Genomic DNA, 23,950 nt, shown 5'->3' on the forward strand with positions numbered 1-23,950 from the left:
TGCACAGATGTGACCATGGTCCCCGTCGGTACAGGTCAGGACGACGTACGCTGAGCAGGTCCCGTCCCCGAGGTCGATGGAGGATCGCGCGTGTCGACAATCCGCGAGAGCGTCGCGCACCCCGCTCAGACCGTCCGCAGCGCCGCACCGCTGGACCCTGCCGGCCCCGGGGCCGCCAGCGCGCCGCAGGAGGATCTCGAGTCCGTCGAGGCCCCCGCCGCCGTCGCCATCCCCGCCGGCCCCGAGGAGCTGCGTGCGCTGCCCGACGATGCGCTGCCCGGTCTGGCCCGGCAGATGCGTCGGCAGCTGGTCGAGATCACCTCGCGCACCGGTGGCCACCTGGGACCGAACCTCGGGGTGGTCGAGCTGACCATCGCGATGCATCGAGAGCTCCAGTCGCCCCACGAGGCGATCGTCTTCGACACCGGGCACCAGGCCTACGTGCACAAGATGCTCACCGGTCGCGCTGACCTCACCGGGCTGCGCAGCGCCGAGGGCGTGTCCGGCTACCCCGATCGCGGGGAGTCCGTCCACGACGTCGTCGAGAACTCCCATGCCTCCGGCTCCGTCGCCTGGGCGCACGGCATCGACCGCGCGCGCCGTCTGGCCGGTGAGCCCGGGGTGTCGGCCGCCGTGATCGGCGACGGCGCCCTGACCGGAGGCGTCGGCCTCGAGGCGCTCAACGAACTCGCCTCGGACATCGGATCCCGCACCATCGTCGTGCTCAACGACAACACCCGCTCCTATGCGCCGACGGTCGGCGGCCTGGCTCGGCACCTCCAGGCGCTGCGTGAGCGGGCCGTCCCCGCCGGCACCGACGTGTTCACGGCGCTGGGACTGACTTACCTCGGTCCGATCGACGGGCACGATCACGGCGCTCTCGCCGAGGCTCTGGTGCAGGCGCGCCGTGCCGCCGAGGATCCCTCGCGCTCCGGCGTGGTGATGCATGTGGTGACCCGCAAGGGAGCAGGCTTCGCGCGAGCCGAGGCCGATGCGCGCGACCACTGGCACTCCACCGGTCCGTTCGAGATCGAGCAGCCCCTGGTGACGGAGCTCGAGCCCGCCGCCGCGCCCCCGGCGGCCGATACCTGGACCTCTCGTCTCGGGGCGGCGGTCCTCGACGCCGCGCGCGGTGACGAGCGCGTCATCGCCCTCAGCGCCGCGATGGTCGATCCCGTCGGCCTCACCGCGATGCAGCGCGAGCTGCCCTCCCGGGTGATCGACGTCGGCATCGCCGAGCAGCTCGCCCTGGACACTGCCGCCGGGCTCTCCCGCGGAGGCGCGAAGCCCGTCGTCGCGCTGTACGCGACCTTCCTGAACCGCGCGTACGACCAGCTGCTGCTGGACGTCGCCCTGCACCGTGAGGACGTCACCCTCACCCTGGACCGTGCAGGCGTGACCGGAGACGACGGGCCCAGCCACCACGGCATCTGGGACCTTTCGCTGGCCTGTCAGATCCCGGGCATCTCCGTGTGGGCCCCGCGCGACGGGGAGCAGCTCTCCGCAGTGTTCCCACGGGCCCTCGCCATGTCCGGTCCCAGCCTCGTCCGCTTCCCCAAGGGAGCCTGCCCCCCGGCGATCCCGACCCTCGCGCGCCACGAGGCGGGCGACGTGCTCGCCGGGGACCCTCACGCCCCGATCGACGTGCTGGTCCTCAGCATCGGGGCTCTCGCAGATCGCGCCGTCGAGGCCGCTCGGGCCGTGAGCTCGCGCGAGCCCGCCGTGAACGTGGTCGTCCTGGACCCGGTCCAGGCGCTTCCGCTGTGCGGCCCGCTGCTCGATCTCGCGGCCTCGGCCGGAGCGGTCGTCTCGGTGGAGGACGGCGTGGCCGAGCGCGGAATCGGCGCAGCAGTGGCCGTGCGCCTCGCGCAGGGCGCCACCCGCAGTGCCCCGGCGCCCGCGATCCGCACCCTCGGCGTCGCCCAGGGCTTCATCGCCCACGGCAAGCGCGACGCGATCCTCGCCGCGCACGGCCTCGACGCGACAGGGATCGCGCGAGCGATCGGGACCGTGCTCGGCTGAGCCCGCGCACGCTGTTCGAGGCCCGGCTCACCGCCGAGGGATCCGACTGCTCGTCGAGGTGGTCCCGGTCAGGTGAGTGAGCTGCGGGGCGAGGGGTCGTCCGTCCGGGCGGTCAGCACGATCGGATCCCCGTCGGTCACCTGCAGCGTGTGCTCGGCGTGCGCCCCGCGGGCACCGTCGACCGAGAGCTGGGTCCAACCGTCGCGCTCATCGACCATGAGCTCGCTCGTGGTCGGGATGAGGAACGGTTCGACCGTGATGAGCTGCCCGGCCACCAACCGCGCGCCGCTCCCGGGAGCGCCGTGGTTGGGGACGAAGGGGGCCTCGTGCATGGTGCGGCCCACGCCATGCCCGCCGAAGCGATCGTTGATCGAGTAACCCAGGCCCTGAGCCTCGTGCATCACGGCATGGCCGATGTCGCCGACGGTGTTCCCGGCGCGCACCTGGTCGATGCCCGCCCACATCACCTGCTCCGTGTCGCGGATCAGCTGCAGGTCCGCGGGGCGCGGGGCGCCCACCGCGATCGACAGGCAGGAATCGGCGACCCATCCCTCGACCTCGACGGCGAAGTCCAGAGACAGCAGGTCGCCGTCGGCGAGGACGCGGTCGTGGGGGCGCCCGTGCAGTACTCCCTCGTTGACCGAGGTGCAGATGACATACCCGAAGGGGGAGGCCCCAAAGACGGGGTGGTAGTCGATGTAGCAGCTGGTCGCGCCGGCCTTGCGGATCAGACGGTGGGCTTCTGCGTCGACCTCCAGCAGGTTCCAGCCGACATCGACGACGTCACGCAGGTGCGAGAGCACCGAGGCGACGAACTCGCCGGCAGGGCGCGCCTGGTCGAGGGTGGGCAGGTCGGGTTCCGCGCTGCGGCGGCGTCGTCCCAGGATCATCGTGCGCTCCTCCCGGAGGCGGTCGGCGGATCCGATCGGACGGCGGCATCCACGTCGGACTGCCCGTCGATGACCGGGGCGGGGGAGTGCCAGGTGTACATCGAGACGGCCACCCATGCGATGCCGGCGGCGAACAGCCCGGCGCCCAGCATGTGCAGCCCGACCAGCAGCTCGGGCAGGCCCGTGAAGTATTGGGTGTAGCCGATCAGGGCCTGGGCCGCGGTGATGCCGACCAGACCCCAGGCGGCCCTGCGGGCGGGGCGCTGGGCACCGATCAGGTGCAGTGCGATGAGGAGCCCGACGAGGAGGCCGCAGAAGAGCATCACGGCGTCCGCGTGCAGCCAGGAGATCGTGCGGGGATCGAACGGGAGCCGTTCGGGATGGACGTCGTCCCCCGAGTGCGGCCCGGTGCCGGTGACGAGGGTGCCGAGCACGAGGACCGCGAAGCCGATGACGCCCAGCGCCCAGCTCATCCAGTGCATGGCACCGGGGACCACGGAGCGCCGACGCGCGGCATCGCCGTCGTACAGCCGGTACAGGAGCACTGCGGACACGGCCACGAGGATCGGGGAGATGAGGAAGTGGGGGCTGACGACGCCGGGGTGGAGGTCTGCCTTGACGACCACCATGCCGACGATCGCCTGGACCGCAGTGCCGACCAGTGGGGTGATGGCGAGCCACCGCATTCCGCGGCCCTTGTGGCGCAGCCACAGCAGGGAGACCAGGAGCAGGGCGACGGCGAAGACGCCGAGGACGCCCGTGAGCGTCCGGTTGCCGAACTCGATGAAGGGATGGATCCCGGACTCCATCGTCAGCTCGGGGGTGAACTGTCCCGGCTCGCAGTTCGGCCAGGTCGAGCAGCCCAGCCCGCTGCTGGTCAGGCGCACGACCCCGCCGGAGACGATGATGCCGATCTGGCAGATCAGGTTGCCCCAGAACACGATCGCCGCGATCCGGGCGCGCGCGGTGAGCGAGAGGCCGAAGGTGCGTTCTCCGGACAGCGACTTCCGCCCGACGTGTTCGATACGGGGAGCGGTGGCCGTCTGCTCGTCGGCGACGGACGGAGAATCGTTCATGGAGCTGAGTGTAGGAAATTCGCCTGGGGTTCCGGTGATCGCGGCGATCCCTTTCACATCGGCGGGCAGACGCCCGCAGGGCCCTGGGGCGTGGACGCCTCCGGGGGAGGCCTGTCCACCGCTCTCAGACCGAGGTCCACCGGAACCAGCGCGCGACCGCGAGGCTGCCGCCGGCCGCCCACAGCATCAGGACGATGATCGATCCGCCCGTGACGTCGCCGCCCGCGAGGCAGGCGCGCAGGAGCTCGCCGAGCGCCCCGGAGGGCAGCAGGTCGACCAGGCCGTGCAACAGCCGCGGGTAGCTCGACGTGGGGAACGCGACGCCGCCGGCCGCGACCAGGACCACGAAGACGAGGTTGGAGACGGCGAGCACGGCCTCGGTGCGCAGGAGCCCGGCGACCAGCAGACCCAGCGACCCGAAGGCGATGGTGCCGAGCAGCCAGACCGGAACCACCGCGAACAGCTCGAGAAGGCCGGGTCGCCAGCCGAGGGCCACGGCCAGCAGGCCGAGCACGAGGACCTGGACGACGTGCACGAGCAGGGTCGCGAGGATCTTGCCGGCGAGGTACCCGTCGCGCCCGAGCGGGGTGGTCGCCACCCAGCGCAGCACGCCGTTGCGCCGGTCGAAGCCGGTCTGGATCGCCTGGGACGTGAACGACGTCGAGATCAGCGCGGTGCCCAGGGTCGCGGCGAGCGCCGTCTCGATGGGCTGCGCGCCCTCGAGGCGGCCGATCGGCAGCAAACGCAGGCCGATCAGCACGATCGCGGGCAGCGCGATCGCGACGAGCAGCTGCTCACCGTTGGAGAGCAGGACGCGGGCCTCGAGCGCGGCGTGGGCGAGGATGCGGCGCCTCCGCGGGGCGGGGGCCGGCGCCGGTCGTCGGGCAGCGGGGTTGCCGGAGCGCGGGGGAACGGTCGAGGCGGCTCCCTGCTCGGGCGAGGTCGTGCTCATCGCGTGGGTCCTGCCTGGTCGGCGGCGTCCTGGGGGGCCATGAGGTCCAGCAGCACGGCCTCGAGGTCCGCAGCGCCGGCCCCGGTGATCTCGAGCCGGGCTCCGTGACGTGCTGCCGCATCGCGCAGTTCCGTCTCGAGGGCGGGGACGGCGGCCGGGTCCACGCCGTGGGCGACCGCTCTCACCGAGACGACCCCCTCGTGCTCGCGATGGGCGGTGATGACGTCCTGGACCGAGCCGGAGGCGACGGTACGGCCACCGGAGATGACGCACACGGCATCGGCGAGACCGACCACATCGTCCATCATGTGCGTGGTCAGGACGACGGCGCTGCCGGTGTCCGCGAGGGAGCGGATGAGATGCCGTACGCGTCGACGGATGGCGGGATCCATCCCGGCCGTGGGCTCGTCCAGGAAGATCAGCTCGGGGCGGCCCACGAGCGCGAGCGCGAGGGCGAGACGCTGGCGCTGGCCGCCGGACAGGCGTCGCACGAGAGTGCCGGCGAAGTCGTCGATGCCGAGGTGCTCGGCGACCTGCTCCACGTCGAGCGGGTCGGCGTGCAGGCTCGCTCCGTAGCGCAGCAGCTGCATCGCCCGGGAGCCGGAGGCGAGGCCGCCGTCCTGGATCATCACGCCCACGCGGGCCCGGTGCTCCGGTCCGGCGTTCCAGGGATCCCGACCGAGCACCTCCACGGTCCCGCCGCCGGCCCGCAGGAGTCCGGTGGCGCAGGAGACCGCGGTGGTCTTGCCCGCCCCGTTGGGGCCCAGCAGGGCGGTCACCTGCCCGCGGAGCGCGGTGAGGGTGAGGCCGTCGAGGGCGCGGACGGGTCCGTAGGAATGCGTCAGGTCCTCGATGCGCAGCGCCGCGGCGGCGGTGGTCGCGGGGGCGGTGATGTCGTCAGTCATGTCGACCCCATCGTAGGCGCGACCCCGTGGTCGTCGTGCCTCCCCGTGACGCGGGACGCCCCGCCGCCGAGGTCGGCGGCGGGGCGTCCCGCGCGGAGGGAGCAGCGGCGGAATCAGCGACCGACGACGTGGAGCGGGGTGTGCGCGGGATCGACGACCTCCGCTGCGAGCGGGGGGAGGGGAGCGGAGCCGGCGTCTCCCCAGGTGCTCGTGGGCAGGCGGTCGCGGTCGTGCTCGTCCAGCAGAGGGTCGAGGTCCGGGCCGAGAGGCACCACCTGGGTGGGGTTGATGTCGGTGTGCACCACGTAGTAGTGCTCCTTGATCTGCTGGAAATCGACGGTGTCGCCGAATCCCGGGGTCTGGAACAGGTCCTTGGTGTAGTTCCAGAGGTTCGGCAGGGAGGCCAGCGTCTGCCGGTTCGCCTTGAAGTGGCCGTGGTACACGGGGTCGAACCGGATGAGGGTGGGGAAGAGGCGCACATCGGCTTCGGTGATCGAGGGCCCCATCAGGTAGCGGTTGCCGGAGAGTCGTTCCTCGAGCTCATCGAGCGCGGCCCAGAGCTGGCGATATTCGCGCTCGTAGGATTCCTGATCTCCCGCGAAGCCGACCTTGTACACCCCGTTGTTCACCCGGTGGAGCATCCAGGAGTTGAGGGCATCGATCTCCTCGCGCTGCGCCTCGGGGTAGAGGTCGGGGGCGCCCTCGCGATGCAGGTCCGCCCACTGCGTGGCGAAGTCCAGGGTGATCTGCTGGAAGTCGTTGCTCACGACGGCCTTCGACGGCACGTCGACCACGGCCGGGACGGTGATGCCGCGAGGGTAGTCCGGGAAGCGGGCGAAGTAGGCCTGCTGGAGGCGTTCGTAGCCGAGGACCGGGTCGGTGCCGCCCGGGTCGAGATCGAAGGTCCAGGAGCGCTTGTCATGAGTGGGACCGGGCATGCCCACGGAGATCGCGTCCTCGAGTCCGAGGAGGCGACGGGAGATCAGGGTGCGGTTCGCCCAGGGGCAGGCGCGAGCGGCGATGAGCCGGTAGCGACCGGCCTCGACTGGCCAGCCATCGCGGCCATCGCGGGTGATGCGATCGGCGATGTAGTTCATGTCCCGGTCGAAGGGCTTGCCCTTGTGGACGTAGGACCCTCCGGTGGAGTGCTCGGTGGAGGTGTGGTCGGCAGAAGTGCTGTCCTCGACGGTCATCAGGTTCCCTTCCTCGATCTGGTGCAATGCTCGTGATGGCATCACGGTAGTTGAAAGCGATACTAAAAGGAAGGCGTCGAGGCGCTCCGTGCGGTTCGTCGCTGCGGCGGAGGCGGTGAATACGCTGGTAAGGCGACCCTTGGTGCCGCGGCCCACAGCTCGGGGGGCGGTATTTGGCAAGCCATGTGTTGTAAAATGAAAATCAGCCGAGGGGAGAGGAGGGTTCGCAGATGACTGCACCGGATCTTGATCCAGCAGGACCGCACCCCACACGCGACCGTCTCATCGAGGCGATCTCCGCGCACGGCCCGATCACCGCCCGCCAGCTGGCGGAGCGATTCGGCCTCACGAGTGCGGCCGTGCGCCGCCATCTCGCCGCCCTCGAGGCGGACGAAGTCATCGCCGAGCACGAGGTGACGGTCGCCCATCGTGGCCGTGGTCGGCCCAGCAAGGCCTTCGTGCTCTCCAAGTCCGCCCATGAGGCGTACCCGGGCGGGTACGACGAACTCGCCGTGATGGCCTTCGAGGAGCTCGCCCGGCTCGGCGGCGAGACCGCGGTCTCCGATCTCGCCGACCGTCGGGTCGCCGACTGGGAGGCGTCGTTGGAGGAGGTCGTGGCCGAGCGCGAGGCACTGGGGGAGACGATCACCCTCTCGCGCAAGGTGGAGCTGCTGGCCGAACTGCTGACCTTCCGCGGCTACGCCACGACCGTGCGTCCGCTGCACGTTCCACTGCCCTCCTCGAATGCCCACTCGGGCGCGAGCCCGCGTACGCTCGTCACGGCGCAGCTGTGCCACGGCCGCTGCCCCGTCCTCGACGTCGCCGCAGATCACCCCGAGCTGTGCGAGGCCGAGACCCGCGTCATCTCCCGCATCATCGGAGCACCCGTCCAGCGCCTGGCCACCTTGGCGCAGGGCGCCCACGCCTGCACGACACACATTCCGCTCACCGAGGGAAGGACACCATGACGACAGCAACAGAAAAGCTGACACAGGACGAGATCATCGATTCCGTGGGCCAGTACGCCTACGGATGGCACGACGAGGACTCCGCCGGAGCCAGCGCACGTCGCGGGCTGAGCGAAGAGGTCGTGCGCGACATCTCGGCCCGCAAGGACGAGCCCGAGTGGATGCTCGAGCGTCGGCTCAAGGCGCTCAAGCTGTTCTACAAGAAGCCGCTGCCCACGTGGGGTCCGGACCTGTCCGGCATCGCCTTCGAGCACATCAAGTACTTCGTCCGCTCCACCGAGAAGCAGGCCACCTCCTGGGAGGACCTGCCCGCGGACATCAAGGAGACCTACGACCGCCTGGGCATCCCCGAGGCGGAGAAGCAGCGTCTCGTCGCCGGCGTCGCCGCACAGTACGAGTCCGAGGTCGTGTACCACCAGATCCGTGAGGATCTGGAGGAGCAGGGCGTCGTCTTCATGGACACCGACACCGCGCTGCGCGAGCACCCGGAGATGTTCAAGGAGTACTTCGGCACCGTCATCCCCTCGGGCGACAACACGTTCTCCGCGCTGAACACTGCGGTGTGGTCCGGCGGCTCCTTCGTGTACGTCCCCAAGGGCGTCCACGTGGACATCCCGCTGCAGGCCTACTTCCGGATCAACACCGAGAACATGGGCCAGTTCGAGCGCACGCTGATCATCGCCGACGAAGGCTCCTCGGTGCACTACGTCGAGGGCTGCACGGCGCCGATCTACAAGTCCGACTCGCTGCACTCGGCCGTGGTCGAGATCGTCGTGAAGAAGGACGCGAAGGTGCGGTACACGACCATCCAGAACTGGTCGAACAACGTGTACAACCTGGTCACCAAGCGCACCACGGTCGAGCAGGGCGGCTCCATGGAATGGGTCGACGGCAACATCGGCTCCAAGGTCACCATGAAATACCCGGCCGTCTGGCTGATGGGCGAGCACGCTCGCGGCGAGACCCTGTCCATCGCCTTCGCCGGCGAGGGCCAGCAGCAGGACACCGGCTCCAAGATGGTCCACATGGCTCCGCACACCACGAGCTCGATCGTCTCCAAGTCGGTCTCCCGCGGCGGTGGTCGCACGTCCTACCGCGGCCTCGTCCAGGTCATGCCCGGCGCCGAGCACTCGGCCTCGACCGTGCTGTGCGACGCCCTGCTGGTCGACCAGATCTCACGCACCGACACCTACCCCTACGTCGACGTGCGCGTCGATGACGTCCAGATGGGCCACGAGGCCACCGTCTCCAAGGTCTCCGAGGAGCAGCTCTTCTACCTGATGAGCCGCGGCATGACGGAGACCGAGGCGATGGCCATGATCGTGCGCGGGTTCATCGAGCCCATCGCGCGCGAGCTCCCGATGGAGTACGCCCTCGAACTGAATCGCCTGATCGAGCTGCAGATGGAAGGAGCAGTCGGTTGATGACCACCGCAGACCTCAAGGGTGCCGAGACCGTGGGTGACCCCGCGGCCAATGAGAACGTCGGCCACGCCGCCGGCGCGGCCCCCGTCGCCGCCCAGGCCGCCCTGGACGGGGCGGACACCACCGCCGCGCCTGAGCTCGAGGACGAAGCACTCGTCCTGCCGGGGGAGGCCTCGCCGGCCCGTGCCGCACTGAACCGCGGCGCGCGCAAGCGCTCCTTCGAACTCGGTGACCATCCGCGCCCCAAGAGCGACATCGAGGAGTGGCGCTTCACCCCGCTGCGACGCTTCGCCCCGTTGTTCGAGGACGTCGCGACCGACGACCGCGAGGGCGACAGCGCTCTCGAGTACGACGTGACGGTGCCCACAGGGGCGCCCGAGCCTGCGACGCTCGCTCCCGGTGAGGCTCCGCGTGGCACCGCTCTGGTGCCCGAGGACCTGCCGACCGCGATCGCCTCCGCTCGCACCGAGCAGGCGCTCCACCTGGTGGCACCGAAGAACGCGGAGCTGACCGAGCCGTTCCGGGTGGAGATCACCGGCCGTGGCGCCGACCGCCGCGGCAACGCGCACATCGTCCTGGAGACGAAGGAATCCTCCACCGCGACGTTCGTGCTGAACCACACCGGATCCGCCCAGTACGCGCAGAACGTCGAGATGCTCGTCGGCGACAACTCGCGGATGACCGTCATCACCCTGCAGGAATGGGACGACGATGCGCTGCACATCGCGACCCATCATGCCCGCGTGGGCCGCGATGCGAAGATCAAGCACATCGTGGTCTCCCTCGGCGGCAGCGCTGTGCGGGTGAACGCGATCGGCGAGTTCGCCGCGCCCGGCGGGGAGATCGAGGACCTCGGTCTGTACTTCTCCGATGAGGACCAGTTCCTCGAGCATCGCCTGTTCGTCGACCACGCGGCACCGAACTGCACTTCCGACGTCGCCTACAAGGGCGCGCTGCAGGGCAAGAAGGCGCGGTCCGTGTGGGTCGGCGACGTGCTGATCCGCAAGGAGGCCGAGGGCACCAACACGTACGAGCTGAACCGTAACCTGCTGCTGACCGAGGGTGCGCGCGCCGACTCCGTGCCGAACCTGGAGATCGAGACCGGGGAGATCGAGGGGGCCGGCCACGCCGCCGCCACCGGTCGCTTCGACGACGAGCAGCTGTTCTATCTGCGTGCCCGCGGCATCCCGGAGAACGAGGCCCGCCGGCTGGTCGTGCGCGGCTTCTTCGCCGAGCTCATCCAGCGGATCGATGTCCCGGAGATCCGTGAGCGGCTCTCCGCCTCGATCGAGGCGGAGCTCTCCCGGAGCATGAACTGATGTCCGACGCCTTCGTCCCCGTCTCCACCCTGGACGCCCTCGCCCCCGGCGAGGCGATCGATGTCGTCGCCGGCGGCGTCGAGATCGCCCTGGTGCGCGACGAGGACGGCGGCGTCCACGCCCTCGAGGATCTCTGCTCGCACGACGAGATCGCGCTGTCCGACGGGGACGTCGAGGGCTGCACCATCGAATGCTGGAAGCACGGCAGCCAGTTCGACCTGACCACGGGTCGACCGCTGCAGTTGCCGGCAGTCCTTCCCGTACGGGTGTTCCCCGTACGGATCGACGAGAGCAGCGGCGAGATCCTCGTGGATCCGTCCACCGTTCCCGCCACCTGACCGCTGCGGGCGCCGACCGGCGGTGCCCGCCCCCACAATCCACGATTCCACCAGCACCCCTGGCCAAGGAGAACCCACATGTCGATCCTGGAGATCAAGAACCTCCACGCCACCGTCGAGACCCCTGAGGGCACCAAAGAGATCCTCAAGGGCGTCGACCTGACCATCAAGGCGGGCGAGACCCACGCCATCATGGGCCCCAACGGCTCCGGCAAGTCGACGCTCGCGTATGCGATCGCCGGCCACCCCAAGTACTCGATCACCGAAGGCGAGCTCACCCTCGACGGGGAGAACGTCCTGGAGATGAGCATCGACGAGCGCGCTCGCGCCGGACTCTTCCTCGCCATGCAGTACCCGGTCGAGGTCCCCGGGGTCACCGTGTCGAACTTCCTGCGCACCGCGAAGACCGCGATCGACGGGGAGGCCCCCGCCCTGCGCACCTGGGTCAAGGACGTCAAGAGCGCGATGGGTGACCTCCGGATGGACCCGGTCTTCGCCGAGCGCAACGTCAACGAGGGCTTCTCCGGTGGCGAGAAGAAGCGCCACGAGATCCTCCAGATGCAGCTGCTGAACCCGGGGATCGCGATCCTCGACGAGACCGACTCCGGCCTCGACGTCGACGCGCTGCGCACCGTCTCCGAGGGCGTCAACCGCGCCAAGGAGACCACCGATGTCGGCATCATGCTGATCACGCACTACACGCGTATCCTGCAGTATGTGACGCCGGACTTCGTCCATGTCTTCGTCAATGGGCAGATCGCCGAGCAGGGCGGTCCGGAGCTGGCCGAGCGACTCGAGAACGAGGGCTACGACCGCTACCTGGTCGGCGCCCGCAGCTGACGCCACCTTCCGCTGCGGCGCCGGGAGAGCTCCCGGCACCGCAGCGGGCCACCCCACCAGCGGGCCGAAACCTCGGCCCATCCCTCATCGGGAGGATGCCATGACCGACCAGAAGACCCCGTCGGCGACTGTGAGCGCCGAGGACGTCACCGAGGCGATGAAGGACGTGATCGACCCCGAGCTCGGGATCAACGTCGTCGATCTCGGTCTCGTCTACGGCGTCACCGTCGAGGACGGCCACGCCGTCGTCGACATGACGCTCACCTCTGCCGCCTGCCCGCTGACGGAGATGCTCGAGGACCAGACCTTCGCGGTGCTGGACGCGATCACCGAGTCCCACCGCCTGAACTGGGTGTGGATGCCGCCGTGGGGCATGGAGAAGATCACCGAGGACGGACGCGAGCAGCTGCGCGCCATCGGCTTCAACCTCTGACTGCCAACTGATACCCCTGGCCTGCATTTGTGCAGGTCAGGGGTGTTTGTTTGGTATGTGTGGGTATCTGAAGAGTCGACTACCGCTCCTGAACCGTGAGCAGTTTGCGCACTGAGCCTCGTTCCGACCGTGCGGGGCTAGAGTGGCGAATCTGCCGATTTCTCGCTCACTGTGCGTGAATTTGTGTGGGATTGAGCCCCGCGATGACCGCGGTGTGGAGCTCACGGGATCTCGAGGGTGACTGCGGGTGGTCTACCGCGTTCATCAATGCAGGTCAGCTCGCATGAGCCCAGGTGCTTGAGGGTGCTGGAGGGTGCTTGCGGCCGCTGAAAGGTACTCGATCAGGTCGATATGGATGCCGCCGTGCGTCACGAGAAGCTGTGAGGGATGAGCGCTGCTCGACGGCCTGTCCTGGTTGCCGTAGACGGGGTCTCCGCGCGGATCGCCGGTACACGGTGCCAGCCGCGGACGTTCGATCGCGTGTGCGGCCACCGTCACCGCAACCTTCGTGATGTTTATTTCGAAGGTTTGCCGGCCGATGGCGAAAGGCCATGGGATGGGCACTTGGATGGACGGTGAACCGGCCCAGGTTCTCTGCCGCTACTTTGCGGGTTCGGGCTCTCGGGTGAGGGCCTCGTAGTGGAGCGTCACGAACTCTATCGGGGTGAGCATCCCCAGGGTCCCGTGGAGACGCCGATTGTTATACCAGTCGACCCAGCCGGCGGTCGCGTACTCGACGTCTGCGAGGGTCCGGTAGGGGCCGGCATGGAACACGGTGGTGCGGATGCATCCGGCTTTGAACAGGCCATTCACCGTCTCCATGAGGGCGTTATCGTAGGCGTCGCCGACGGCTCCGATCGACGGGGCGATGCCCTCGAGGGCGAGATGCTCGGTCAGGCGAATGGCTGTGTATTGCGATCCGGCATCGCTGTGATGGATCAAATTCCCTGGTGAGATGGGGTTTCCTTCACGCTCACGCTGCCACAGTGCGATCCGCAGCGGGGTCATGACCAGGTCGACCTTCTTGCTGGTCGACGCGTGCCAGCCCACGATTCGCTGGGCCAAGACGTCCAGGACGAACGCCACGTAGACGAACCCGGACCAGGTGCGGACGTAGGTGAAGTCCGTGACCCACACCAGGTTCGGCGCGGCCGCGGAGAAGTCGCGATTGAGCAGGTCACCGACACGTTTCCCATCCGGATCGGGGATCGTGGTGCGCAACTTCTTCGCCCGCCGAACACCTTCGAGCCCGAGGCTCCGCATCGCCCGGTCCACCGCACCCCGAGACGTGCCGGCGAGGCCCTCTTGGCGGCGGAGCAAGGCGACCCACTTCCGCCGCCCATACAGGCCCTCCGGCGTCATGTGGATCGCTCCGGTGACCTCGCTGGCACTCCAGGCGAAGGCGCGGATCTTGTCCTCGACCAGTGTGTCTGTGATCGTCCTGGCAGCGATACGGGCCGGCCGCTTCCAGGCACGGTAGGTGCGTGCAGCGATTTCCAAGCCCTGCTGGCGCAGGACGCGGAGGATCGACTCGACTGCGTAGCCCTCGATTCTCATTTCGTCGATGAAGGCGATGATCAGCGGTTGCGGGGGTCGAGCTCCCCCGCGAAGAAAATTGAGGCCCGGCGGAGGATCTCGTTGTCCTCTCGCAGCCGCTTGTTCTCCGTCTTCAAGCGTTTGACCTGAGCAGATTCGTCGCTCGTGACGCCCGGACGCGTCCCGTCGTCGACCTCGGCCTGGGCCATCCAGCGCCGCACGGACTCCCGTGAGACGCCTTCCTGGCGGGCGACCGCGGTGACTGCGGCGGTCAAGGTGGGGTATTCCTTCTGGTGGTCCCGCACGAGCCGCACGCACCTCGCGCGCAGCTGGGGATCGATCTTCTTCGGCATGCTGTCTATCCTCTCGGACTCAAACAGCAGCGGCATCAAACCTGGGCCGGTTCAGAGTGCCTCTACGCCCGCGCCTACGAATCCGAGACTGCGCGGCGCGAAACGATCGAGGTCTGGGTCCATCACTATGACTACCATCGGCCGCATACTGCCTGCGGCGATCAGCCCCCAGCCTCACGCCTCCATGCCGGCGTCGACAACGTCATGACCAACTACAACTAGCCCGATAAGTGGGCCGAGTAACGCCGCTACCTCGGACTCGCCGCCCTCGTCCGCTAACGGCCGACCATCACCACCAACTAGGGACCACGCGAGTTCTAACCGCGGTGACAGCCTGACCGCCGCTCATGGAGGGGCTGCTGCGAGACTCTCCGGGATACGGCCAGCGACAGTGCGCGACCCGCGCCCGCAGCGAGCCGCCGACCTGGGAGGTTGCCGTGCCCGCCGGACACGAGTAAACGAGACCGTGCAAGCGATTTCCGAATCAGCGGCTCATGTGGTCTACTGATCCAATTGCCACTCCGCTCGTAGTCGTAAGACTGCGATCAGGTCGTGCAACAGTTCAGTGTGTCGGATCTCCGGTCAGCCCCTGCGGGTACTCGTCCGGATCCTCGCACGAACTAGATCAAAAGCCGTGACTATATGCTGAAAAGATGTCAACGTTGACCAATTCGGAAACAGTAGCAATCATAGTTTCATTTGAGCGCACCAAGTTGTTGGATGAATGCCTCAACGCGATTGAAACGCAGACACTCCCGCCTGCAGAAACAATCGTTGTGGACAACTCCATATCCGAAGACCCAGTTCGCATGATCAGCGCAAAGCATCCGACAGTACGCGTTATCCGCGAAGGGAAAAATGACGGGGGCGCGGGTGGATTCTCAAGGGGCGTAGCTGCAGCACTAAAGACAAAGCACTCGTACATGTGGTTGATGGATGACGACGCTGAGCCTGAGCCACACGCATTAGAAACCCTTCTAGGAGTATTCTCCGGCAGTCCATCACTCGGATTCGTGTCGCCCTCTGTGATTTCCCTCGATGGCAAACTAGACGCAGCATGCTTTGGCTTCGGACCAACATTGGACGACGGGCCGCGAATTACTGAAGCCGACCTACCTCGACCGATCCCATTTGGGATGTTTGTCGGACCTCTCGTTAACATCGAAGTTGCACGTTCGACCTTCCTACCGGTCGCCGATTTCTTCATTTGGTGGGATGATACCGAATACTTATCTAGGATTCAGAAGATCGCCGGCGGGATGGCTTGCCCTGCGGCGCGAATTCTGCACAAAAGACCCCTTGCCGCAAGAAAACTAGGAAACAAGTTCTTCTACTCTCTCAGAAACCGTATATGGATCATGAAAACATCAACGCTCGGATCCGAAAGGTCGAAAGAGTGGGCGCGGTCAACCTTCTGGAGACACTTTAGGAAGGAATACCGAGCGAATCACTTCAGTCCCATATTCGTAATCAAATCACTCAAGTACTTCCTGGAGGGGCTAACAACAACTCCAGGGCAAATCAGATAGGACACCATTCGACAACAGCGCCCAAACTAACCGACGCACCGAAGAAAACTGACAAATGCAGAAGCAGAACAGAAACAGGATTCAGAGGACAACGGCCAAACTAAGCGCTCTCTGGATCAACAGCCTTGTAACCACGGCTGTGCCCTTATTAACGGTACCTGTCGCAATCTCGGTCGGCGGTCCTGCTGTTTGGCAAGCCGTTGTTCTCGGCCAAGCTGTCGGCATGATTGGTACAGTAGTAACGTCTTTCGGTTGGAACGGCTTCGGGCCGGCCCTCATAGCGAAATCCAGTACGCCGTCGCGGATCTATGCGGTATCAATCGTGGCACGTGGAGCCCTTGCAATAGTGGTGACACCATTCGTCGTCGGCCTCGCAGCATGGATTTCTCCTATCCCCTTCCTGGCAGCTATCGCCGCTTTGGGTGGCATTACCGTTGCCCTTCGCTCTCCATGGTACTTTATCGGGAGAGGACAGCCAGGAAAAATCCTCACAAGAGACACTCTGCCTAAGGTATTCATAGGGGGCGTCGGACTGGCGTTATCGGCAGCTCTAAATTCGATTCTATGGTTCTTGCTACTAGACATCGTCGCTGGCCTTTGGTCGATCGTAGCCACGACTCAATCTGCTACATCAATGCGGGAGATCGCGAGTTTGAAAGTTGCAGAAGTCAGAAGGTCGTTCCGGGACCAGTTCCACGCTTTCGGGGTAGGGATATCTACTGCCGTTTATAGTGTGGGAATTATTCCTCTAATCGGGCTTTTCAGCGTTGAACTTGCAGGAAACTATGCGGTACTGTCTCGAGTCCAGCAATTCGGCGTAGCAATTCTTAGACCCATGGTTCAACTTCTCCAGGCTTGGGTGCCCGCCGGCGGAGGCCAAGAGTATTGGAGGCGTGTCAATGTTGGTCTACGCGTTATGAACGCTGTTGCAATCGGAGCGGTAATTGGAACGACCTCGTTTGCACCCGATGCTGTGGCGATGCTTAGCGGTGACACAGTAAAAATAACCCTCGGGGTCGCGGCTGTCATAGGCGCGGTGCTCGGTATCAGCCTATACACCCAGTACACAGGGCTGGCCGTACTCGTATCTGCCGGGAGGGGAACGCAGGTGTTCAACTCTACGATCGCGAGCTCGTTGTTCTGTATCATCGCAGTGCCTGCTACCGCCTTAAGCGGAGAATTGGCTGCCGTGGTGGCCGCGATACTAGTCGGAGAAATAATCGTTCTAGTTTGGCAATTGGTTGCCGTCCAAAAGTGCCAGAGAAGTGAAAGCGTAGTGCAACAGTCTTCTAGCGCCGAGCCATACGTTTCATCATGGACGCGACGCAGTTCTGCACGAGGACGCCACGTGGGAGATCTCGATGTTGAATAAATGCATGTTGAGCGCAAGGACGCAAATTTTTCCAAAGAACAAGCAGCACAGCAGGAACAATAGGCAGCCAATGGAGGAGCTCCTCTCAATACTCCCTACCTGGGGTGTAGTTGCTCTAATGAAGCGCAAATACTATTCATCGGTGCTGGCACGGTGTGGCGCGCGATTGACCGTCTGCCATGGCGCAACATTGCGCTACCCAGAACGGATACACGTCGGTGACGATGTGTACATTAACCGGCGTGCGATCGTGACCGCGCGCGAGACGGTGAAAATTGGCGACAATGTGCTGATTGGACCCAATGTCGTAATTGATAGCGGAGACCACATTTTCGCGGACACTGATCGACCAATTTGGCGGCAAGGTTTTCGGAACTCACCGGTAGAGATCGGGCAAAATGTGTGGCTAGGTGCGAATGTTACTGTTTTAAAAGGGGTGTCAATCGGACGTGGCTCGGTGATCGGGGCGGGGGCGGTCGTTACGAGAGATATTCCTGAGTATTCGGTTGCCCATGGCGTTCCCGCGGTAGTCGTTCGGAGCCGTGCAACTATGGAGATGGAGAAATGACGGAACTGACTGGCCTTGTCGCGGGCAGGTACACGGTGCCTACGGTTGGGCACGTACATCAAGTCAAGGAGGTACTCAGGCGATACGGAACTGCCACCGTTGGTGTGCTTGATCTTGATCTTAATCTTGATCGTGAATGCTGGCTGCCCGAGAGGCCTGACTTCGACAATATTCATTCCAGATTTCTAGCCGAATGTGATAGGAATTGTTCGCAAGCACGCAACCCCTTTACCCTCGAGGAACGCCTGGCAATGTGGCACACGGCGATCACGTATGCCTTCTCTCCTAACGAGGTGCAGGTGGTGCCTGCACCGCGACCTGAGCTTTCCCCCTCAGCTTTTAACGCAGCATTCCCGGAGTCAAAGTTCCGACTCTGCACGACACGAGCGACAGTACATTGCAGCTGGTTTGACTCAATTAGGACGCTACATCTCCAAACTATCCTCCAAAGGGAAATCCAAGAAATTGTCCCGCAAATCGTCGTGCATACCAGCTCGATTTTTGACCCAACCGACAACAGCGATACGTGGAAGCAGTACCTCGCCGAGGGTGTTCCTGAACATTTGGCTACGATAGACGGAGTAGAAAAGATAAAGGACGTGTACCGACGGCGCGCTCTTGAACAAAAGTTGGAGGGTTCTGAGTGAAAGGTAGAACAGCACTACTAGTGGTAGACGGCTTGGGCGTAGGTACCGTTGCGCCGACCTCGATGTACGAGAACTTTCCAGGCGCAAATACCTTCAAAAGGCTCTATGGGGCCTGTGGAGGGTCCGGCTTATCAACCTTTCGCGCCCTTGGGCTCTGTGAACCACAGAATCGCCCGGCGCTGGCATCCAGACGACGTGTTAGTTCAGGTTGGATCGAAACCGAATACGCGGGCGCTGATACTCTCCTGGGGCATCGGGAGATGATTGGAGCTCGCGGGGCTACACGCGCTGGGTCTTTAGTCCAGCAGAAGGATGCTGTTATTCGGGCTCTGTCCGGGCGAAAAGTCGGGGTCCAGTGGCGTAATGGCTATTTGAGGACTAGTGATGGTATTTATATATTCGACAACCTGGAGTGTGATCCGGGCACCAATATAAACGTCCTTGCCACCAGTGGTTGCGTGTCGCCAGAAACGTTCTGGTCGGTGGCTGAGATTGTACGAGGAGCGGCTATTAATCCTCGAGTGATATGCGCACTAGCTGATCAACTCAATGAAACAGCTGTTGAAAGTTCCATGAGGACTCTGTGTGAAGATGGGTTCTGGCTAACTGGTGTCAACGTTGGCAGTCTGGGTATATATAATGATAGGTATCAGGTACGTCACCTCTCGTCACCGGTTCCAGAGAGGAACTCGATAAGCGCCCTGCGTGAGTCAGGTAGATCTGTTGCTATTCTAGGGAAGGCGGCTGATGTTATTCCGGTAGAATCTGAGATTCGGTCCCGATCAACGGGGTTGAAAGATACCATCGGGCGATTCCGTGAGATATGGCATGGCCGACAATCGGACGTTCTGTTCTGTAATGTTCAACAGGTGGATCTTTCAGGTCATGCGTCTAGTCTCGCGGGGGGCGTCTCTGCGCTGCGCGAAGTAGATTCACTGCTTGCTGAGATTATTTCCAGCATGGTTAACGGGGATCGTTTAATGCTCGCCGCGGACCATGGTAATGATCCCTGTATGAATCAGGGCAGGCACACTCGCGAGCATTTGCCGTTTGTGTTGGTGGATGGTTCGGACGGCGACGGTGCGTGGACTGATCTCGGCAGAATGCCGACATTGGGTGCAGTTGGGGCACTTCTTGTTTAAGGTGTTCTAATGGCAGTAGAGAATGGGAGAATGGCTTATGTCTGACTATATTTCGCGGCTCCGATCGAAGGTGGGCCATGAACCTATTATTTTGAATTTCGCGGGGTGTATCATTCCGCGAGGTAATGGTGATGTTCTTCTGCAGAAGCGTGGCGATCGCGAGAAGCCGATTTGGGGGTTTCCTGGCGGCGGCCTGGAGTTGGGTGAGACGTTGCACGATACGGCCGTCCGCGAGGTAAGGGAAGAGACGGGACTCGAGGTTGCTGTAACCGAGTTGGCGGGTGTCTATAGCGGAATGGTTGACCATTATCCTAACGGCGATACCGCATATTCTGTCACGGCTTTTTTCGTTGCGCGTCGGTTGGATGGCGATCTGCGCTGTGACGGCTCGGAATCAATCGGACTGGAATACTTTGCGGAGTCCTGTCTGCCGGACCTCGTCAATAGACAGCACACTATCGCCGCTTGTAATTTTTTCGCTGGCCGCCGAGGAGTGTGGTCCTGATCAGCAGCCGCTTGCTAAGCATATGCGTCCTAGTTAAGGACGAGTACGTCCACTTGGGGCGTATGCTCGACGAGCTCCCTCTTAGAGAATCTTGGCTAGAGGTCGTGATCGTCGACAACGGGTCGGATGAGGTGCCTCAATCGGTCATTGACCGCGAGGGTGTGCGCGTATTCGTGGAGAGAGACGCGGAGTTTGATCGAGCCCGGGATCGGTATCTCTCCGAGGCGGTCGGCGACTGGATTCTCGTTGTTGATGCAGACGAAGTTGTCCGCAGTTTTGAGCTTCAGCAATTTGTCACGTTCCTTACTACTGCTAGTCCCGTGTATTCGGGGTTTGCGATCCCCTTGATTCAGCCTGCTGGGAAGGGGGTGCATAGCGTAGTCCATATGGTTAGAGCCTTTAGGCGCGAGGCGGTCGTCGGCTATAGTTCAAGTAGTATTCATGCACAAGTTTTGGGGGATCTGCAACGCCGCGGGTGTGTCGGTTCTTATGGCCGTCCGCTTATCTGGCATTTTGATGAGTACTATTCTGATCGTAGTAGTGCCAAGCGCGAGCGAAACATTGATGCATGCAGTCGCGTACTCGCCGACCCGACAGTCGGGCGTGATACTGTGCTGAGAATGCATCGATTTTTGAGTCAAGAGTATTTGGCTCGTGGAGACTACGCGAACGCGGTGCGTGAGGGTCGACTTGCTTTAGCTACTACATCACCGAGAACGGAATGGGCTGCCGCGATTTACGTCCTCCACGCACTTCTCGCCATGCACGACTTCGAGGCGGCCGAAGTCGCCCTTCGGGAGTACCGTCCAGCTGCTGGGGGGCCACATCTGCAGATAAATAGTCTCAGATCTCGTTTGTATTTTGAAACTGGCAGGTGGGATGAGCTGAAGTCCGCGCTTGAGCAAGACCTCTTTTTGTATCCTTCGTTGCCCCACCCGTATATTAACATGGCATCGATAGTGGAGGACTCAGGAGTTCGCCTTAAGTATTTGAATGCAGCCGCCGATATTGCCCCGTGGCTCGCGACGGAAGAATCGATGTTCGTTCCGCGAAAGGACTCGCTGTTCGCATCTCAGACTCTTGAGATTGGAGATACGTTGTTTGCTCAGTTGCGGCTCTTGGGAGCTCATCGAGCCTCCTAGCTTCTGCATCAATGTCCTTAAGGGTTGTCGCGGCCCAGCGATCTGGACAGCTTTTGCATCGTTACGCCGGAGTCAATAGATGGACGCTAAGCGGCTAAATGTAGCTGGGTATGATGTTGTATTCGTTAAGCCTGGATTGTCGGGCGGGTTCCTTATCATTATGTTTGGTGTCGCCCTAACCGTTCTCGGTTGGACTTGGCTATTGTGCTGGGTGAGCGAGGTGGTCACAGGTGCGGATTGATCCGATCGGTCCTCGGCTAGCTGTTGCGGGTCATGACGTTGTAGTCACCGCGTAGGGGATGAGGGAACGGGCCCCTGACCGGCACGATGGGTGGTGCTGAAGCCATTCATCTGCTGGAGGAGACCCGTTCCATGACCCACCCTAATGCCCCGCTGACCGCTGTCGGAAGACACCGCGCAGTCGCTCAGGTCCTCGAGGTTGGCCGTCCCATCGCGCACGTCGCCGCGGAGTTTTATATCGCTCGGGCCACGCTGTCTAAGTGGGTGGCTCGCTATCGGGCGGACGGAGCAACAGCGCTGGAGGGCCGCTCCAGCGCACCAGCGAACCGGTCATCACGGACGCCCATGCGGGTGGTGGAGCTGATCGAGCACTGGCGACGAGCGAAGAAGTGGTCCCCTCGAAGGATTGCTCGTGAGCTCGCCGACGGGCACGGCGTCCGGTGCTGCGTGAGGACCGTGACGCGCTGGCTGGACCGGCTCGGCCTGAATCGGATCAGAGACATCACCCCGGACGGCGAAGACCTCCGCCGGCCAGGGAAGATCACCGCCCGCTATCCCGGCCACTTGGTCCACATGGACGTGAAGAAGGTCGGGAAGATCCCCGAGGGTGGCGGCTGGTGGGCCCACGGCCGCGGCAACGCGCAGGCTCTCGCCGGCAAGCGCGCCCATAAGCAGAAGGTCGGCTACACCTACCTCCGCTCGATCATCGACGGATTCTCCCGCCTGGCCTACACCGAGGCTCTCGAGGACGAGACGGCCGCGACGACCATCGCCTTCTTCCCCCGCGCACGCGTGTTCTTCGCTGCCCACGGGATCACACGGATCACGCGGCTGATCACCGACAACGGCGCGAACTACACCTCGAAGGCATTCCACCGCTCGACCCGCGCGTTCATCCGCCGCCACCAGCGCACCAGGATCTACACGCCCAGGCACAACGGGAAGATCGAGCGCTACCAGCGGCTGCTGACCGATGAGTGCCTCTACGCCCGCGCCTACGAATCCGAGACTGCGCGGCGCGAAACGATCGAGGTCTGGGTCCATCACTATGACTACCATCGGCCGCATACTGCCTGCGGCGATCAGCCCCCAGCCTCACGCCTCCATGCCGGCGTCGACAACGTCATGACCAACTACAACTTGCTGGGCGAGGGCCTGCTTCTAGCTGTTGCGTGTCATGACGTAGTAAGCGACCTTGGCGTCGTGGCCACGATCGTACTCACTGCGCCATGGCGCTGGGCTCGACTCCGAGGCGTTGGCGAGCGGGTCCTCTTTCCCCCGGTGAATCGCCCCGGGTCTGGTGGAGGCTCTGAATCCACGGGAGGATGAGGAGCATGGCAGCACCGAGGAAGTACCCGGACGAGCTTCGGGAGAGAGCCACGAGGATGGCTGTTCAGGCGCGACTGGATCCATCGACAAGGTCGGGCACGTTCCGTCGTGTGGGCGAGCAGCTCGGGATCAATCCCGAGGCTCTGAGGAACTGGGTCGTGCAGGCGGAGGTTGACGAGGGGCACCGTCCCGGGACCACGACCAGCGAGTCCCAGCGCCTGGTCGAGCTGGAGAAGGAAGTGCGTGAGCTGCGCAGGGCGAACTCGATCCTGAGGTCGGCGTCGGCTTTTTTCGCGGCGGAGCTCGACCGCCCACAGCGTTGATCGTGGAGTACATAGACCAGCACAAGCATGAGTTCGGCGTCGAGCCGATCTGTCGGACGCTGAACGCAGCGGGCACGCAGATCGCGCCGAGCACGTACTACGTGAGCAAGACCCGCCCACCCTCGAGATGGGCAGTGCGCGACGAGGAACTGCTGGTCGAAATCCAACGCGTCCATGCGGCGAACTTCGGCGTCTACGGGGCGAAGAAGGTCCATGCGCAGTTGCGGCGGGAGGGCATCTCGGTGGCGCGCTGCACGGCCGAGCGGCTCATGCGCGCCGCAGGGCTGCGAGGGGTCAGCCGGTCCAAGGGCCCGCGCACCACGATATCCGGTCGCGGTCCGGATTCTCGTCCTGACCTAGTCGAACGTGACTTCACGGCCATCGCTCCGAACCAGTTGTGGGTCGCGGACATCACCTACTGCCGCACCTTCGCCGGCTGGGTGTATGCCGCGTTCATCGTCGACGTGTTCTCCCGCCGCGTGGTTGGCTGGCAGCTGTTGAAGTCGCTGCGGACCGACCTTGCGCTGGACGCGTTGGAGATGGGCATCTGGACCCGCGATCACGCGGGCCAGGCGGTCACCGGGCTCACGCACCACAGCGACAAGGGCGTTCAATACGTCGCTATCCGCTACACCGAGCGACTTGCCGAGGCCGGCGCGGTCGCCTCGGTCGGCTCCACCGGCGACTCGTACGTCAACGCCCTGGCCGAGGCCTTCAACTCGCTGTTCAAGGCCGAACTGGTCCGCAACCTCGGGCCCTGGAAGAACATCGACGAACTCGAGTTCGCGACCGCGGAATACATCGACTGGTTCAACCACCGGCGTCTGCACGGCGAGATCGGAATGATCCTGAAGCGCCCTGGGTTTCGTTCCGTGGTTAGACGGTCGCGGGCGCGGTCGTCGTG

Annotated in this window: 19 protein-coding genes, 3 pseudogenes and 1 other annotated feature; of the genes and pseudogenes, 16 read left to right on the forward strand and 6 right to left on the reverse strand. The window is 64.2% G+C overall.

From position 1 onward, the window contains the following. Positions 1-90: 90 nt before the first annotated feature. Positions 91-2,022 carry a 1-deoxy-D-xylulose-5-phosphate synthase gene (locus tag INT51_RS16530; protein WP_304502224.1) on the forward strand — a complete coding sequence of 644 codons (1,932 nt, stop codon included), beginning with the start codon at positions 91-93 and terminating at the stop codon, positions 2,020-2,022. 68 nt (positions 2,023-2,090) lie between these two features. Here the strand turns inward: INT51_RS16530 and map are convergent, their stop codons facing one another. From map to INT51_RS16555, 5 genes are all read right to left on the reverse strand, one after another. Beyond that, entirely contained in the window at positions 2,091-2,912 is an 822-nt protein-coding gene (gene map / locus INT51_RS16535; RefSeq protein WP_193106440.1) for a type I methionyl aminopeptidase, read from the reverse strand. Continuing rightward, the gene (locus INT51_RS16540) at positions 2,909-3,988 is read right to left on the reverse strand and encodes a heme A synthase (RefSeq protein WP_193106441.1); all 1,080 of its coding nucleotides are present in this window, start codon (positions 3,986-3,988) and stop codon (positions 2,909-2,911) included. Before INT51_RS16540 ends, map begins: the two co-directional genes overlap by 4 nt. A 124-nt stretch (positions 3,989-4,112) precedes the next feature. Further along, positions 4,113-4,940 carry an ABC transporter permease gene (locus INT51_RS16545; protein ID WP_193106442.1) on the reverse strand — a complete coding sequence of 276 codons (828 nt, stop codon included), beginning with the start codon at positions 4,938-4,940 and terminating at the stop codon, positions 4,113-4,115. Next, the gene (locus tag INT51_RS16550; RefSeq protein WP_193106443.1) at positions 4,937-5,845 is read right to left on the reverse strand and encodes an ABC transporter ATP-binding protein; all 909 of its coding nucleotides are present in this window, start codon (positions 5,843-5,845) and stop codon (positions 4,937-4,939) included. Before INT51_RS16550 ends, INT51_RS16545 begins: the two co-directional genes overlap by 4 nt. A gap of 113 nt (positions 5,846-5,958) precedes the next feature. Further along, positions 5,959-7,038, reverse strand: coding sequence for a glutathione S-transferase family protein (locus tag INT51_RS16555; RefSeq protein ID WP_193106462.1), 1,080 nt, complete (start codon positions 7,036-7,038; stop codon positions 5,959-5,961). Between the two features lie 230 nt (positions 7,039-7,268). On the opposite strand from INT51_RS16555, the gene INT51_RS16560 reads away from it, so the two are divergent. The 6 genes from INT51_RS16560 (at position 7,269) to INT51_RS16585 (ending at position 12,360) form a co-directional block, all read left to right on the forward strand. Continuing rightward, positions 7,269-8,006 carry a metalloregulator ArsR/SmtB family transcription factor gene (locus INT51_RS16560; protein WP_193106444.1) on the forward strand — a complete coding sequence of 246 codons (738 nt, stop codon included), beginning with the start codon at positions 7,269-7,271 and terminating at the stop codon, positions 8,004-8,006. Beyond that, positions 8,003-9,430, forward strand: a complete 1,428-nt coding sequence (gene sufB, locus INT51_RS16565; protein ID WP_193106445.1) for a Fe-S cluster assembly protein SufB — start codon at positions 8,003-8,005, stop codon at positions 9,428-9,430. The genes INT51_RS16560 and sufB overlap by 4 nt, the downstream gene beginning before the upstream one ends. After that, positions 9,430-10,749, forward strand: a complete 1,320-nt coding sequence (sufD, locus tag INT51_RS16570; RefSeq protein WP_193106446.1) for a Fe-S cluster assembly protein SufD — start codon at positions 9,430-9,432, stop codon at positions 10,747-10,749. Before sufB ends, sufD begins: the two co-directional genes overlap by 1 nt. Next, entirely contained in the window at positions 10,749-11,087 is a 339-nt protein-coding gene (locus INT51_RS16575) for a non-heme iron oxygenase ferredoxin subunit (protein ID WP_193106447.1), read from the forward strand. The genes sufD and INT51_RS16575 overlap by 1 nt, the downstream gene beginning before the upstream one ends. Before the next feature lie 78 nt (positions 11,088-11,165). After that, complete coding sequence (sufC, locus tag INT51_RS16580) at positions 11,166-11,927, forward strand: Fe-S cluster assembly ATPase SufC (RefSeq protein WP_193106448.1); 762 nt, start codon at positions 11,166-11,168, stop codon at positions 11,925-11,927. 100 nt (positions 11,928-12,027) lie between these two features. Further along, positions 12,028-12,360 (forward strand): metal-sulfur cluster assembly factor, encoded by a 333-nt coding sequence (locus INT51_RS16585; RefSeq protein WP_193106449.1) that lies wholly within the window; start codon positions 12,028-12,030, stop codon positions 12,358-12,360. Positions 12,361-12,960: 600 nt separating this feature from the next. Here the strand turns inward: INT51_RS16585 and INT51_RS16590 are convergent. After that, positions 12,961-14,249 (reverse strand): IS3 family transposase gene (locus INT51_RS16590; protein WP_193106450.1). Its coding sequence is split into 2 segments (ribosomal slippage): positions 12,961-13,976 and positions 13,976-14,249, totalling 1,290 coding nucleotides; the frame shifts between segments, so codons are not numbered across the junction. Between the two features lie 51 nt (positions 14,250-14,300). Here INT51_RS16590 and INT51_RS16595 point away from each other — a divergent pair. The 9 genes and pseudogenes from INT51_RS16595 to INT51_RS16640 form a co-directional block, all read left to right on the forward strand. Continuing rightward, positions 14,301-14,471, forward strand: a pseudogene (locus INT51_RS16595) (integrase core domain-containing protein); the annotation flags it as partial. Positions 14,472-14,902: 431 nt separating this feature from the next. Beyond that, positions 14,903-15,778 (forward strand): glycosyltransferase, encoded by an 876-nt coding sequence (locus tag INT51_RS16600; RefSeq protein ID WP_193106451.1) that lies wholly within the window; start codon positions 14,903-14,905, stop codon positions 15,776-15,778. Positions 15,779-15,833: 55 nt separating this feature from the next. Then, a complete protein-coding gene (locus tag INT51_RS16605) occupies positions 15,834-17,150 on the forward strand; it encodes a lipopolysaccharide biosynthesis protein (RefSeq protein ID WP_193106452.1) in 1,317 nt (438 codons plus the stop codon). A gap of 118 nt (positions 17,151-17,268) precedes the next feature. Further along, positions 17,269-17,718 (forward strand): DapH/DapD/GlmU-related protein, encoded by a 450-nt coding sequence (locus INT51_RS16610; protein WP_193106453.1) that lies wholly within the window; start codon positions 17,269-17,271, stop codon positions 17,716-17,718. Between the two features lie 643 nt (positions 17,719-18,361). Then, positions 18,362-19,507, forward strand: a complete 1,146-nt coding sequence (locus INT51_RS22860) for a hypothetical protein (protein WP_370540822.1) — start codon at positions 18,362-18,364, stop codon at positions 19,505-19,507. 37 nt (positions 19,508-19,544) lie between these two features. Next, complete coding sequence (locus INT51_RS16620; RefSeq protein WP_193106455.1) at positions 19,545-20,012, forward strand: NUDIX hydrolase; 468 nt, start codon at positions 19,545-19,547, stop codon at positions 20,010-20,012. Further along, positions 20,003-21,154, forward strand: a complete 1,152-nt coding sequence (locus INT51_RS16625) for a glycosyltransferase (protein ID WP_193106456.1) — start codon at positions 20,003-20,005, stop codon at positions 21,152-21,154. The genes INT51_RS16620 and INT51_RS16625 overlap by 10 nt, the downstream gene beginning before the upstream one ends. Positions 21,155-21,526: 372 nt before the next feature. Beyond that, positions 21,527-22,531 (forward strand): annotated as a pseudogene (locus tag INT51_RS16630) (IS481 family transposase); the annotation flags it as partial. A 197-nt stretch (positions 22,532-22,728) separates the two neighbouring features. Further along, a pseudogene (locus INT51_RS16640) lies at positions 22,729-23,950 on the forward strand (IS3 family transposase); the annotation flags it as partial. After that, positions 23,007-23,135 (forward strand) — a sequence feature (AL1L pseudoknot). (Overlaps the previous pseudogene by 129 nt.)

Origin of the sequence: Brachybacterium sp. FME24, from assembly GCF_014897705.1 — a bacterium.
Taxonomy (GTDB): domain Bacteria; phylum Actinomycetota; class Actinomycetes; order Actinomycetales; family Dermabacteraceae; genus Brachybacterium.